18 protein-coding genes are annotated in these 13,193 nt (G+C 60.9%); 7 read left to right on the plus strand and 11 right to left on the minus strand.

The genetic code is table 11. The annotated features are described in order from the left end of the window. Positions 1 to 8: 8 nt before the first annotated feature. On the minus strand, positions 9 to 2,198 hold the full coding sequence (locus ASD07_RS06030; protein ID WP_055926728.1) for a zinc-ribbon domain-containing protein: 2,190 nt from the start codon (positions 2,196 to 2,198) through the stop codon (positions 9 to 11). A 265-nt stretch (positions 2,199 to 2,463) separates the two neighbouring features. On the opposite strand from ASD07_RS06030, the gene ASD07_RS06035 reads away from it, so the two are divergent. From ASD07_RS06035 to ASD07_RS06045, 3 genes are all read left to right on the plus strand, one after another. Next, the gene (locus ASD07_RS06035; protein WP_055926730.1) at positions 2,464 to 2,703 is read left to right on the plus strand and encodes a hypothetical protein; all 240 of its coding nucleotides are present in this window, start codon (positions 2,464 to 2,466) and stop codon (positions 2,701 to 2,703) included. Between the two features lie 108 nt (positions 2,704 to 2,811). Beyond that, the gene (locus ASD07_RS06040; protein WP_055926732.1) at positions 2,812 to 3,366 is read left to right on the plus strand and encodes a YXWGXW repeat-containing protein; all 555 of its coding nucleotides are present in this window, start codon (positions 2,812 to 2,814) and stop codon (positions 3,364 to 3,366) included. An 82-nt stretch (positions 3,367 to 3,448) separates the two neighbouring features. Beyond that, positions 3,449 to 3,916: a ribonuclease HI family protein gene (locus ASD07_RS06045; RefSeq protein WP_055926734.1), complete on the plus strand. Its 468-nt coding sequence runs from the start codon at positions 3,449 to 3,451 to the stop codon at positions 3,914 to 3,916. Here the strand turns inward: ASD07_RS06045 and ASD07_RS06050 are convergent. Both ASD07_RS06050 and ASD07_RS06055 read right to left on the minus strand, forming a co-directional pair. After that, positions 3,913 to 5,460 carry a methyl-accepting chemotaxis protein gene (locus ASD07_RS06050; protein WP_082507153.1) on the minus strand — a complete coding sequence of 516 codons (1,548 nt, stop codon included), beginning with the start codon at positions 5,458 to 5,460 and terminating at the stop codon, positions 3,913 to 3,915. The two genes, ASD07_RS06045 and ASD07_RS06050, sit on opposite strands and share 4 nt — an antisense overlap. After that, on the minus strand, positions 5,457 to 5,927 hold the full coding sequence (locus ASD07_RS06055) for a chemotaxis protein CheW (RefSeq protein WP_055926736.1): 471 nt from the start codon (positions 5,925 to 5,927) through the stop codon (positions 5,457 to 5,459). Before ASD07_RS06055 ends, ASD07_RS06050 begins: the two co-directional genes overlap by 4 nt. 146 nt (positions 5,928 to 6,073) lie before the next feature. Here ASD07_RS06055 and ASD07_RS06060 point away from each other — a divergent pair, with 146 nt between their 5' ends. Genes ASD07_RS06060 through ASD07_RS06075 form a run of 4 tightly spaced genes read left to right on the plus strand, consistent with a single transcriptional unit; the run spans position 6,074 to position 9,669 of the window. Next, a complete protein-coding gene (locus ASD07_RS06060; RefSeq protein WP_055926738.1) occupies positions 6,074 to 6,724 on the plus strand; it encodes an HD domain-containing protein in 651 nt (216 codons plus the stop codon). Beyond that, positions 6,721 to 7,977, plus strand: a complete 1,257-nt coding sequence (locus ASD07_RS06065; RefSeq protein WP_055926819.1) for a TCR/Tet family MFS transporter — start codon at positions 6,721 to 6,723, stop codon at positions 7,975 to 7,977. Before ASD07_RS06060 ends, ASD07_RS06065 begins: the two co-directional genes overlap by 4 nt. A 7-nt stretch (positions 7,978 to 7,984) precedes the next feature. Continuing rightward, positions 7,985 to 8,809, plus strand: a complete 825-nt coding sequence (locus ASD07_RS06070; RefSeq protein ID WP_055926740.1) for an ABC transporter substrate-binding protein — start codon at positions 7,985 to 7,987, stop codon at positions 8,807 to 8,809. Continuing rightward, positions 8,809 to 9,669, plus strand: a complete 861-nt coding sequence (locus tag ASD07_RS06075; protein WP_055926742.1) for an EamA family transporter — start codon at positions 8,809 to 8,811, stop codon at positions 9,667 to 9,669. Before ASD07_RS06070 ends, ASD07_RS06075 begins: the two co-directional genes overlap by 1 nt. A gap of 31 nt (positions 9,670 to 9,700) precedes the next feature. Here the strand turns inward: ASD07_RS06075 and ASD07_RS06080 are convergent, their stop codons facing one another. The 8 genes from ASD07_RS06080 to ASD07_RS06115 form a co-directional block, all read right to left on the minus strand. Beyond that, positions 9,701 to 10,123, minus strand: coding sequence for a hypothetical protein (locus tag ASD07_RS06080; protein ID WP_156397891.1), 423 nt, complete (start codon positions 10,121 to 10,123; stop codon positions 9,701 to 9,703). A 61-nt stretch (positions 10,124 to 10,184) separates the two neighbouring features. Next, positions 10,185 to 10,586, minus strand: a complete 402-nt coding sequence (locus tag ASD07_RS06085; RefSeq protein ID WP_055926746.1) for a hypothetical protein — start codon at positions 10,584 to 10,586, stop codon at positions 10,185 to 10,187. 3 nt (positions 10,587 to 10,589) lie between these two features. Then, positions 10,590 to 10,919 carry a hypothetical protein gene (locus ASD07_RS06090; protein ID WP_229207069.1) on the minus strand — a complete coding sequence of 110 codons (330 nt, stop codon included), beginning with the start codon at positions 10,917 to 10,919 and terminating at the stop codon, positions 10,590 to 10,592. 121 nt (positions 10,920 to 11,040) lie between these two features. Then, positions 11,041 to 11,448, minus strand: coding sequence for a hypothetical protein (locus ASD07_RS06095; RefSeq protein ID WP_055926747.1), 408 nt, complete (start codon positions 11,446 to 11,448; stop codon positions 11,041 to 11,043). A 244-nt stretch (positions 11,449 to 11,692) separates the two neighbouring features. Next, positions 11,693 to 11,965, minus strand: coding sequence for a hypothetical protein (locus ASD07_RS06100; protein ID WP_200953764.1), 273 nt, complete (start codon positions 11,963 to 11,965; stop codon positions 11,693 to 11,695). A 10-nt stretch (positions 11,966 to 11,975) separates the two neighbouring features. After that, positions 11,976 to 12,401, minus strand: a complete 426-nt coding sequence (locus ASD07_RS06105) for a DUF6869 domain-containing protein (RefSeq protein WP_055926752.1) — start codon at positions 12,399 to 12,401, stop codon at positions 11,976 to 11,978. A 22-nt stretch (positions 12,402 to 12,423) separates the two neighbouring features. After that, complete coding sequence (locus tag ASD07_RS06110) at positions 12,424 to 12,657, minus strand: hypothetical protein (RefSeq protein ID WP_156397892.1); 234 nt, start codon at positions 12,655 to 12,657, stop codon at positions 12,424 to 12,426. Between the two features lie 100 nt (positions 12,658 to 12,757). Beyond that, complete coding sequence (locus tag ASD07_RS06115) at positions 12,758 to 13,183, minus strand: GNAT family N-acetyltransferase (protein WP_055926756.1); 426 nt, start codon at positions 13,181 to 13,183, stop codon at positions 12,758 to 12,760. Positions 13,184 to 13,193 lie beyond the last annotated feature (10 nt).

Genomic DNA, 13,193 nt, shown 5'->3' on the forward strand with positions numbered 1-13,193 from the left:
CTCGTGCTTTACCTCGCTAGCGGCGCCCCGCATTCTGGACAGAATTTCGCGTCTCCGCAATCGGTCGGCACCATATGGCCATTCCGGCAACGGCGCCCAGCCGAAACTCCTGCACTGGCTTGCGCCCGCAGCAGGTCCAGCTGGTGCTGGCGTTCCTTGTCGCCCACGGTATCGCGATACGAACGTTCATCCCGCACGTCCTCGCGCGCCAGCCGCAGCGCCTCGGCGGTCGTGATGCTGTTCTCAGCCGCCACCACGCCGGCCAGCGCCTGCAGCTGCTCGGGCGACATCGCGGCCTGCGCCTGCTGGCGCATCAGGCGCGAAAGCGCTTCCGCATTCGGTGTCGCCGCCAACGCAATCTTGCCGGTATCGCTCATGCGGCCGATGGCTTCCAGGCGGTCGATATCAATGCGTGCCAGGTCTGCAGCGTGCTGCTGCTGCGCCATCATGCTGTCGTATTCCACTTTCCAGCGGTTGAAGCGCTCCTCGCGCTCCCCTTCCATTTTCTTCAGCGACTGTTGCCACTGCGCTTCCTGGTCGCGCAGCTTCAGCTCCAGGCGCTGTTCTTCCACGGCCACCTGGTCCAGCATGGCCTGGCGCGCCAGGTTCTGCCCCTGCCGCTGCTGGACCCCGTCCGCCTCGATGGTGCGCAGCAGCTTTTCGTACTGGGCAATCGATTCGGCCGCGGCGCCGCTGCGTTTCAATTCTTCCAGCTTGGCGCTGATTTCGGCCACGTGGACATTCGAGCTGGCATCCTTGGCTTCTTCACCCCGCGCCTGCTCACGCTTGCGCGCCAGGTGCAGCCCCTCTTCCCACTCGGCGATGCGTTCCGCCTCGCGATGACGGGCAGCGTTGGCCAGGGCCAGGCCCTGGAATTTCGCGCGGTGATGTTCGGCTTCGATTTCCTGCTCGCGCTGCTGGGCCTCGATTTCGGCCTTGCGCAGGAGCTGGAGCTGGTTGCGGCGGTGTTCCTCATCCTCGATGGCCAACGCCTGCTGGATGCGGTGCTGCAGCTGCTGCTGGTACAGCTGGTGCGAGAAGCGCTGCCTGGCCAGTGCCCTTTCTTCCAGGCCGGCCTGCTGCGCCAATTCCATCTCGGTGCGCATCTTGATTTGCGCCAGCCGGCGCACCTGGTCCCACTGCGCGGCCTCGCCGGCGTGCAGGGACTTGTGGCGCGCCAGTTCATGCTCCAGGTCGGCCAGCGCCAGGCCGGCACCGTGTTCGAACGCCTGCTTGCGGGACTTGGCCTCGACGATGCGGCCGTACAGATCGATTTCGCGCGCGCGGATGGCCTGCATCTGCTCTTCGGCGTCGGCCTTCAGCTCCGCCCGGCGGAAATCGCTGCGCATTTTCTGCTCCTGGCGGCTGATCGCCTGCCATTCTTCCTCGTTGTAAAGCTGGTCGAGCTGCTTGACGTGCTCCAGCTGCCGCTGGCGCTCGTCGGCAACCAGGAACAGGCTGCCCTCGCGCTCGCGGTTGTCGTCGTATTTATCGTGCCGAAGTGACAAGGTTTCCATCTGCACGGCAGCCAGGCCGAATTCCGCCAGGCGCTGGCCCAGTGCACTGTGCAAGCGTTCGTTGAGCTGTTCGCGCAGCGCGCCGGAACCGGCCATGTCGCGCACCGAGCGGCTGCCCAGGAATTCGGCGGCAAGCTGGCGCATGGACGGCGCCAGCAAATCATGCAGCTGGAGCGTCGTGACGGTGCCCGGCGCGGTCATGAAATGCCGCGCAAAAGCTGGTACATCATTCACCAGCAGGCCCACGGTGAAGTGCGCCGCCAGTTTCAGGAATTCGGCGCTATGCAAGTCGGTGAAATTGAACTCGACCGGCAGCGGTGAGGTGCGGGTGATCAGGATTTCACCCTGCTCGTCGCGCCGCAGCTTGCCCATTCGGGCGAAAAAACCATCCAGCCCATATTCGCCCTGCGGTACTTCGGATACCTGTTCGCCCTGCAGGATGAAAGCGCGCGTCGCCGCCGGGACGTGCAGGGTCCTGGTAAAGATGCCGGAGAGCTGGCGCACGCCAAAAAACACTGCCAGCTCATCGTTAGCCGGGATCCAGCGGTTATCGCGCAACAGGGGCTCGTTGCGCGGCGCGCCCAGCGACAGGCCGCAATGGCTGCAGTAGTCGGAGCTGTCGCCGTTGCGGTGCCCGCATCGCGGGCACTTCACGCCGCCAAAACCAAACATCTTGAACATTTCCCACTCCTTGTCTGACCCTGCGCCTGCTGATTGTAACAGGGGCATCATGCGCCCAATACGCACCTCCTTATCTTGGCACAGCGCCAGCCCATCCATTCGTTCCGTATGAAGGGGGATTTCCCTTCTGTTCGCGTTTCGGCCGCAAAAGCCCCGTTTTTTTGCATTTCGCACCACGTTTTAGACAGCTTGTCGCACGGCGATGGCAACCGCCGGGCGGCCTGGATACAGTGTGCGCATGGAGAGCCCTCAACCGGAGAACGTCATGAAAGCCCTGCGTAATTTCGAAGCCCTGTTCATCGCCATCATCGGCCTGGCCTGCGCCGCCGACTTCGTATACGAAAACCGTACCGCCGAAACCGTGGCCCCTGCAAGCTACGCCAGCAGCGTCCAGGCGGCGCCTGCGGTCCCGGTCGTGGTGGTCGCGGCCAAGCGCATGAGCGAAGCGGAAAAGCAGGCCTCGCTGGCGGAAGAGCGCAAAGCCGCCCAGGGCAGCAAGATCTGAGCAATTGTTACTTGCCTGCTGGATTTGTAATAAACTGAATCAGGCTTTTCCCACTGGCCATGCGCTTGGTATATTGAACTCAGCGCATCACCAAACAGGAGAAATGCCATGTTCAAATCGAAACTCATCGCTGCAGCCGCCCTGGCCCTTGGCACGGTTGCATTAGCACCGACTGCCGCGCTGGCGCAGGTTGATTTCAGCGTCGTGATCGGCAACGCTCCTCCACCACTGCGTTTTGAAAGCGTGCCGCCACAGCGTTACGGCTACGTATGGGCGCCTGGCGTGTGGCGCTGGGACGGCTACCGCCACGTCTGGGTGGCCGGCCACTGGCTGCAGGAACGTCCCGGCTACCGCTACAGCCCCTCGCAATGGGTCCGTGTAGACAACGGCTGGGGATGGCGTGAAGGCGGCTGGGCCGTCTACGACAGCCGCCCGAGCTATGTCCAGGGCCCAAGCTACGGCTACCGCGATTACTACCGCGACAACTACTACCGCGATCACAATCGCGACCGCCGCCGCGACCGCGATCATGACGGCATACCGGACCGTTACGACCGCGACCGCGACAACGACGGCGTGCCAAACCGTTATGACCGTGACCGCGATGGCGACGGCGTACCGAACCGCTACGACCACCGCCCCGACAACCCGCACCGCCGCTAAATGCTGATGGCCGCGTGGCCTCGCAACAGGGATAGCCTGATGCGAGGCCACGCGGCCGTCAGTGCCATAAGAATTTCCACGTATGTCGATAAAACAGGAACGTGCGCAAGCCGAGAAACTCGCGCGCCAGGCCGTCTCCGCCTCCCCTGCCGCATGGCAGGCATGGTTCGATGGTTCGGCTCATCCAAATCCCGGCCGCATCGGCATCGGCGTGCTGTTGTCCGGCCCCGCCGGAGAACGGGTCGAGATCAGCCGCCGTGCGGGCCACGGCAGCAGCGGCGATGCGGAATACCTCGCCCTGATCGCGGCGCTGGAGAAAGCAGTGGAACTCGGCGTACCGGAACTCCTGGTGTACGGCGACAGCCAGGTGGTGGTGCAGGATGTGCTGTGTTCGCCCCCGGCAGGCGCAAAAGCGCTGGAAGAACATCGCGCCCGGGTCGGGCATTTGATGGCGGCACTGGCGCTGGTGAATGTGCGCTGGGTGCCGCGCCACCGGAATGGCGATGCGGACCGCCTGTCGCAACAGGCGATCCACGAAGGTGCTGCTTAACGAACCTTGAACACGCTGACCACGTCGGCCAGGTTGCTTGCCTGGTTCTGCATGGATTCGGCGGCAGCCGCCGCTTCTTCCACCAGTGCGGCATTTTGCTGCGTGACCTGGTCCATCTGGCCAACAGCCTTGTAGACCTCGTCGATGCCCGAGCTCTGCTCGGCGCTGGCAGCGGTGATCTCGCTGATGATGTCCGACACGCGCTGCACGCTGGAGACGATTTCCTCCATGGTGTTACCCGCATCCGACACCAGGCGCGTACCGGCATTGACCTTCTCGACCGAGTCGCCGATCAATTCCTTGATCTCTTTCGCCGCCGCAGCGGAGCGCTGCGCCAGGTTGCGCACTTCCGAGGCCACGACCGCAAAGCCGCGGCCCTGTTCACCGGCGCGCGCCGCTTCCACCGCTGCATTCAGCGCCAGGATATTGGTCTGGAACGCGATGCCATCGATCACTGTGATGATGTCCACGATCTTGCGCGAAGAAGCATCGATCGATTCCATGGTGCCCACCACTTCCGACACCACGCTGCCGCCCTTGCGCGCCACCGAAGCCGCCGCACCAGCCAACTGGTTGGCCTGGCGTGCATTATCGGCGTTCTGCTTGACGGTCGAAGTCAGTTCCTCCATCGAGGAGGCGGTTTCCTCCAGCGACGCCGCCTGCTGCTCGGTACGCGCCGACAAGTCCTGGTTGCCCGCCGCGATCTCGCTGGATGCGATGGTGATTGAATGGGTCCCGTTGCGCACTTCACTGACGATGTTCAGCAAGGACTGGTTCATGTCGCGCAATGCGCCCAGCAACTGGCCGGTTTCGTCGTTGCCGTGCACGCGGATATCGGCGGTCAGGTCGCCGGCCGCCACACGGCGCGCCGCATCAACCGCGCGCGACAGCGGGGTCGTAATGCCCTTGGTGAGCACATAGGCGCACACCGCGCCGAATGCCACCGCAAGCACGGCCAGCACCGTCAACAGGCTGCGGCTGTTGGCCGAAATACTGTCAATTTCTTTACCGATGGTGTCGATCTTCCCGCGCTGCATCGACAGAAGATCCTGCACCAGCGCCTGGTACTGCGCGGCAGCCGGGCGGTAGGTCTTTTCAAAGGTTTCGTTCGCCTGTTCCATCTCGCCATCGGTCTTCAGCTTGGCGACCTTGTCGCGCGAAGCGATATAGGCCTTGCGCTGTTCCATCACGCGATCCCACAAGGCTTTCTCGTCAGCGTCGCTGATCAGCGGCTCGATCTTTTTCTGCAGTTCGGCCGAGGCGGCGGTGGATGCTTTCGATTCCTCGGCAAAGAAGGCGCCCAGCGATGCATCGCTGCTGCGTGCAATCGCCGTAGTGCGGCGGATAGCGCTATCGATCTTCGAATACCAGTCGGAGATCATGCGCTCCTTGGCCAGCGGGGTCTCCATCATATGGCTCGTAGCGCCGGCAACTTGCTGCAGGCGCCACACGCCGATGGCGGCAATCACCATGGACAGGGCGAGTGTAACGGCAAAGCCGAATGCCAGGCGTTTGCCGATACTCAGGTTGCTCAGGAAGTTCATGCCGCCATCTTCTCGATCAGGCCCATGTCAGCGGACGACATCAAGCGTTCAATATCGACCAGGATCAGCATGCGGTCATCAATGGTACCCAGGCCGGTGATGTATTCAGTATCCATCGAACCGCCGATGTCCGGCGCAGCCTTGATCTGTTCCGGCTGCAGGGTCGTGACATCGGAGACTGCATCCACCACAATACCCACGACGCGGGTGCCGATATGCAGGATGATGACCACGGTGAAAGGGCCGTAGGTCGGCTCGCCAAGCTGGAAGCGCACGCGCATGTCGATGATCGGCACGATCAGGCCGCGCAGGTTGATCACGCCCTTCACGTAGTCCGGCGCGCTGGCAATGCGGGTCGGGCTTTCGTAGCTGCGAATCTCGCTGACCTTCTGGATATCAATGCCGTATTCTTCCTGGCCCAGGGTAAAGGCCAGGAACTCGGCAGCTTGGTTGGTGGTTGCAGTCATGATAATTTTTCACTTATGAACGATGACACCATAATGTTACCGTAGACCAATAAAATAATCACCAACAATTTTGCTCTAGAGAAACATACAAGCTTGCGATAAATACATGGCACAATTGCGCAGCTAAAAAAAGGAATCAAGGTTTTATGGATATCACTCTGAGCACTTGGCAGCCGCGCCTGGTCGCGCTGGCCAGCGCGGCGGCGGGCGACGATGGCGCCCACGACACCAATCATTTGCACCGGGTCTGGCGCAACGCCAAACTGCTACTGGAACAGCATCCCGGCGCCGACCGCCTGGTGGTAATGGCCGCCTGCTACCTGCACGACCTGGTCAACCTGCCAAAAAACCACCCCGAGCGTCACCTGGCTTCGCGCCAGGCTGCGGTACTGGCGCGCACCCAGCTGGCCGACGCCGGCTTCCCGGTCGACCGGCTGGATGCGGTGGCCCACGCCATCGAAACCCACAGTTTTTCCGCGGCACTGCCGCCAACCACGCTGGAAGCGCGCATCGTGCAGGACGCCGACCGCCTTGACGCACTGGGTGCCGTCGGTCTGGCACGCATGTTCTATATAGCGGGCCGCATGGGCACCGCGTTGGCCCACCCGGAGGATCCGCTGGCTGTGAACCGCGAACGCAACGACAAGATCTACTCGCTCGATCACATCGAAGTGAAGCTGGCCACCCTTCCCGGCACCATGCAGACCGCCGCCGGCCGCGAACTTGGCGAGCAGCGCCTGCAGGAGCTGCTCGCCTTCCGCGACAGCTTCGTCGCAGAATGGGCGGTGGCAGCATGAGCGAGGCCGCAGCAAGCAGCAAATCAAAAGGCAACCTGAATTTCGTCCTGGTCAGCATCTTCATCGACATGCTGGGCATCGGCATTATCGTGCCCGTGCTGCCGATCCTGGTCGGCCAGTATGTGCAGGACCGCGAGCTGCACGCCCTGTGGTACGGCATCCTTGGCGCCACCTTCGGCCTGCTGCAGTTCATCTTCATGCCGATGCTGGGTGCGATCAGCGACCGCGTCGGCCGTCGCCCGGTGCTGCTGTATTCCATGGCCGGCATGGGCATCAACTTCCTGACCACGGCCTGGGCGCCCAACCTGGCCTGCCTGTTCATCGGCCGCGTGATCGGCGGCATGTCGTCGGCCAGCATGTCGGTGGCATCGGCGTACGCCTCGGACATCTCCACCCATGAAGACCGCGCCAAGAGCTTTGGCAAGATCGGCGCCACCTTCGGCCTGGGCTTCATCTGCGGCCCGATGCTGGGCGGCCTGCTGGGAGACGTCAACCTGCACCTGCCGTTCTACGTCGCGGCGGCACTGTCTTTCGCCAACTTCATTTACGGCTATTTCTTCGTGCCGGAATCGCTGCCGGAAGCGCAGCGCAGCAAATTCAAGCTGGTATCGGTCAACCCGTTCAACTCCCTGGCCAAGCTGGCCAGGCGCCAGGACATCCGCGGCCTGGTGATCACTTTCGCCCTGGTGACCGGCGCGCAAATGATGCTGCAGTCGACCTGGGTGCTCTACACCCACTTCCGCTTCGGCTGGAGCCCGGCGGAAAACGGCGCAGCCCTGTTCTGCGTCGGCCTTACGGCTGCGGTAGTGCAGGCCGGCCTGCTCGGCGTCCTGATCCGCAAATTCGGAGAAGTGCGCCTGTCGCTGCTTGGCCTGACCTCGGGCGCGATCACCTATATGCTGTACGGCCTGGCGACGCAGGGCTGGATGATGTACGTCTTCATCCTGTGCAACCTGCTGGCGTTCGCCGCCGGCCCGGCACTGCAAGGCATCGTATCCAAAGCCACGCCGGCCAACGAACAGGGCGAATTGATGGGATCCCTGCAATCGATCAGCAGCCTTGGCACGGTAATCATGCCCTTGCTCGGCGGCGCCATCCTCGGTACCGTCAGCCACCTGCCGCCAAGCGACTGGCGCATCGGCAGCACTTTCTTCCTTTGCGCGGCAATGCAGGCGGTAGGCATTTACGTCGCGCGGCGCTACTTCCGCCAGCACCATATGGTCGCCACGGCGACTACGGAAACAGGCGCATAATCAGGCTATGACCGTACGCGTGCACAGCTTCTTCCGCCAGTTGCTCGCCGCCCTGCCCCTGGCAGCGGCGGCCCTGCCGTCGCATGCCGACTGCTCGCGCGACATCGCGGTGCCGGTGTCGACCACTGGCGTCAGCGTCATTGTCGACAACGGCACATTTAGCGGAATCTATCCGGAGGTATTCCGCAACCTTGGGCCGCGCGCTGGTTGCCATTTCACCTTCACCTCGGTGCCGCGCGCCCGTCAGGAATTGCTGTTCGAGTCCGGTAAAGCCGACCTGCTGCTGCCCGCGACCCGCACACCGGCGCGCGACGTCAACGGCATTTTCGTGCCCATGGTGGGCCACCGCGCCGTACTGATTTCGCTGCAAAGCCCGCGCCCGCAAATCACCAATGCGCAAGACCTGCTGGACCGGCGCGACCTGCGCGTGGCAATCGTCCGCGGCTACGATTACGGCGATGCGTACCAGGCCATCGTGCGCGAACTGGCACGCCAGGGGCGTTTATTTACCGAAGTAGAGCCAGGCGCAATCGCACGCCTGCTGTACGTTGGTGCGGTGGACCTTACGATCATGGGGCCGACCATACTGGCCGGCGCCATCAACCGTGAGACACGCGTGAATGGCATGCTTGACCGGTTGCGCATGGAGCCGATTCCGGAGCTGCCCTGGCAGCAAACCGGCGTCTATGTCTCCCGCTCCTCCCTGACCCCGGACGACCGCGCTGTGCTGCTTGAATTACTGGAACGCGCCGCCAAGTCGAACGTGGTGATGGAAGGCTTCCAGCGCTACCACCGTCCGGAAATCCTGGCCGAAAGCGTACGGCCCCGCTGATGGCGCCCTCGGTTGTCGCCATCGTCCTGTGCGGCGCGCTGCTGCACGCGGGCTGGAACGCATTGGTCAAGAAAGGCCGCGATCCATTCCTCAGCAGCGTGCTGGTAGCCGGCGGGGCCGGCCTGATCTCGCTGCCGCTGCTGCCATTCCTGGTACAGCCGGCTGCCGCGAGCTGGCCATACGCCCTCGCCTCCACCGTCATCCATTACGCCTACTATGGCTTGCTGGCGGCAGCCTACCGCCACGGCGACATGAGCCACGCCTACCCGCTGATGCGCGGCAGCGCCCCACTGCTGGTAGCCGTCTCCAGCGTGCCCTTGCTGGGCGAGCACCTCAGCACCGCCCAATATGCCGCTGTCGCCTGCATCAGTGGCGGCATCTTCGGCCTCTGGTTCGCCACCCGCACCGCCACGTCCGACGATGCCGGCGCCCATTCCCGCCGCCGCGCAACCGCCTATGCCTTGCTGAACGCCCTGGTCATCGCTGCGTATACGCTGATCGACGGCCTCGGCGCCCGCGCTTCAGCCGCACCAGCCGCCTACGTCATGTGGCTGCACGTGCTCAGCGCCATCGGCCTGATCGCGTGGTGCCTCCTGCGCTGTCCGCGCGAGTTGCGCGACTACGCCCGGCAATACTGGAAGGTCGCCATCCTCGGCGGCGCCGGCACCCTGGGCGCATATGGCCTCGCATTGTGGGCAATGACCGTCGCCCCGCTGGCAGCCGTCGCAGCGCTGCGTGAAACCTCGATCCTGTTTGCAGCGCTGATCGCCAGGTTCTTCCTGGCGGAACGCATAGGCAGCAAGCGCGCCCTCGCGATCGCAGCAATCGCCGCTGGGGCTGTGCTGATGCGGCTTGCGTAGAACTGTTTATCACACATCATGCATACGTCAATTACCAGAATTTCCACCATGGACGTTTAGGCGCTGCCGACATTCCTGCATTGGCCAGTAACGGCTCTATCGTTGTGAATAGGCTCAAGACCGATTCGCCCTCGTCGTCGGCAAGCTGCTTCTGAACCTTATTGAAGGGGAAGACACTAAATCCCCCATTAATCCGGACCGACCAGCCGTACTCGGGATCCTGGATCCACTCGCCCCCGTACGTGTGGCGTATGCACTCGCCCAGGTAGGATCCCAGCGTAGTGGCAAGCTGCCGCTTGACCTCATCCGTTGCTTCGCCTCGCTGCCGGTCGATGAATCCATCGAGCCAGCGAACGCCATCGAGGTCATAGGCGACCTCCACATGCATATTTTCCAGTGCCACTCGTCGAACGAGTTCGGCGTTTGCTTTTATTCGATCTTCCATATCATTCAACGTCCTTCCAGGTATTGTTTTACGCAGTATTCAGCGCGCTTCTGAATCGATGACCAGGATCTCATTTCTTGGCATACTCGCGAATTGCGTTATCGGCCTCCAGGATGAACGCCGCAATGTCAAGCGCTCGATCTCGGGCTCCAATATGAAAAGAGTTAGCCTCGCGTAGCGAGATGGGAAGGGCGGTGGGCGACCAATCAATCCAGATACCGGCTGGCTCTACCAACTGAAGCTTGTCGGCTCCGTACCGGAATGCCAACGAACAATAGCTGCCATGCGGCGCCCCCGGTGCCGATACCACCAGCAATTCGATCTCGCTCCTCCGTTCAGAGAACCAGCGCGCGACGTAGAAAGCGATGCCCCATTTGCCTTCGTAAACGTCACCGCGAACGAGTTCACCGATTTCGCAGGCATCCGCAAAATCGTCTACATACTCGCTCTCGCTCTCTTCAATCCGAAGCATGCCTTACCCAGCTGGCTTAAGCGGGTACAGCTTATCAGCCACATTTTTCAGTTCATGGCCGGGAACCAGTTGATCGGATATCGTCAAGATAGAAAACAGGTTCCTTTTCAGGCCCTCTTCCGAAAGCTCACCTTCTCTTAGCGCAGTTTGCAGCAAATGGAGCGCCATGTCGGCAAGCAGGATCCTTTGCTTTTCGCCCCATCCCGGCTCGCCTTTTTTCGACGGATTCTCCTGATAGGACGATTCGGTCAGGTCGTGCGCGGAGCGTGCCAAAGACAATATCTCCCTTCTGACCGCATTATCCAGCGTTTGAAATTCAAGTTCTTCTTCCATATGTCCCCTCGTCGTTGAAAGTGATCGATATCTACCATAAGGACCGCAGGTTCAGCGCGACAGCTGTCGGCAGTCATCACAAGGCCCGCGAGGAGAAATGATCTCGCGCACTTTGACGTCATCACCTGGAGCGTTCCTCATCAACGAGGTGTGCAAGAGCATGTACAGCTACCACCGTGCACTCCGCCACTTTACGCCCTCCTTCCATAAATGCGCCGCGAGTACCAAGAGAAATTCGCTCTTGGTGCATCTGCTCATTGTCGAGATTGACGATGAACATCAGCGCGTGCCCCGACATCGGCGCTACGCCTTCCGGCAGGACTTCTCGATCATCCGAAATGAATTCCGGCCAGATCATCCAGATACCATCCCGTTCCGCGTCATCGCCTTCGTATAAGAAGTCCCAACGAGTATGTTGATGAGGCGGGAGCTTGCGACCACCTTCATCAGCGGACAGGAATCGATACTCGACCTCGAACGAAGGGGCACGTCCGCTCCTTTCAGAATAGGATGCCAAGGGCTTCTCCATCAAACTCCAGGCTTGCTGGGGGTGCCTCGGCCTGGCTGGACAGTCCCTTGAGCCTCGGGCCAATCGATCTCAACGTGGAAGGTGCTAACAATTTCGTCTATGTCCAATTTTGCATAAGTAATTTGCGGAATCGTCGATGTTGTTGGCCAACGCAATAAACCATGACGATCACTGAGCACGCCAGCGAGTGCGACGTCGAGTGTCGAGCAGTTCTCTGGTTAATCAAAAGGCCAGGAATCCGCAATTATGCAAAGTTATTTCCCACCATTCCGGCAAGCTTGTTGAAGAATTCAATCGCAAGATGAATATCATCCTGCGTATCGCCATCCCAGTCTTCGACCGTGGTGAGTTCGATCCTGAGCGCGTTGATCCGGTCCTGGATTTCGGCGAGTTCAGAAGTACCACACAGCATCGCGATCGTCGACAGTTTAGAGGAAGAAATTCGCTCCCTTGGCTCCAACCCTGCCTTCGCTTCAAGTAACAAATTCTGTAAGCGGCTCATTTCGGCTTGGTCCACGATCCTTAAGTTACAAGACTTCGGCCGGGGTGCCGTCCCAGCCTCGCCTATTCCATACCGCCTGTACCCTATTCCAAATCTCATCGCTCATTTGGAGTTTCCAGACCCCGCCCAACATCCAGGCGAATCTCGGGTTGGTCTGTGCCTCTTTCTCTACGAGGTCGATAAATGCGGGCCCATGATGTGAAAGCAGGTCTTCCAATGCCCCAGCTGCCATGACTCCCATGTGATGGCCCGAAAACCTTGGGTCATTCGCCGCGAAAAGAATGTATTCCCAGGCCCTTTCAGGATTGTCCCGCGCGTCATCGACAGGCTCCATGAAGGCCCATCCATATTCCTCTTTGACCTGAGGATCGGGCGATTGGGCGGCAAGCCAGCACTCCATAAGATAGCCGACAGGGCGGCCCAATTGCTTCCAGCGGTCGTATGAGTCCATGAAATTCCGAGTCGAATACTGCTTAGCGCATTGCGTCCTCAGTAATGCGGGCGTGCGCATCGGTGACGTGCACCCCATAGGTCTCGATGTCGCTAAGGCATTCGTTCGAATCGACGCCGGGTGTGTGCTCGTCCCTGCGAAGTTCGATGGTCTTGAATTCCGCCCACGGCGCGTACTTCTGCGGCAGGTTCTCACCCGATGGTTGTGCGGTGAAACCGAAGATGCGACCCGGTCCCCTGAAGATGTGTACTTGCATAGCTTGCTCCATAATTTGTGATTCGGTAGTTTGCTGTTCGCAGCATTTGAACGAACCTCCTTTCTAGAGTCCATACAGTGAATCTTAGTCCAACGCCCAGTCACTGCGTGTAGCCGTCCGCAGCCGCCTTCTCCGGGTCCGCAAATATCGCCATAGCGGTGTTCATGCGGCGAAAGCCGAACTTTTCATAGAGCGGCTCCTTTCCTGGAACGGCATACAGGATGATCTTTCGATGTCCCCGGGACAGGTCGACCAGTCTCTGTATGAGTTCCTTCCCAACCCCGGAACCCTGGTAGGACGGGTGAACCACAATGTCGCACAGATAGGAGCAGTCGACGCCGTCAGCGACTGCGCGTCCCGCAGCGATGATTTGTTCACCGTCAAAGGCAACGCAACTAAACATGCTGTTCGAATAAGCAGTCTTAAGCCATTCGCCACTTTTGATTCCGAGGGGTGCGATGCGATAGAGCTCGGACATCTCTTCCCAGTCGAGGTTTCCGGTCGAATCAGTCCAGCGAATTTCCATGAGATCTCCT

The sequence above is a fragment of the Duganella sp. Root336D2 genome, assembly GCF_001425005.1.
Classification (GTDB): domain Bacteria; phylum Pseudomonadota; class Gammaproteobacteria; order Burkholderiales; family Burkholderiaceae_D; genus Rugamonas.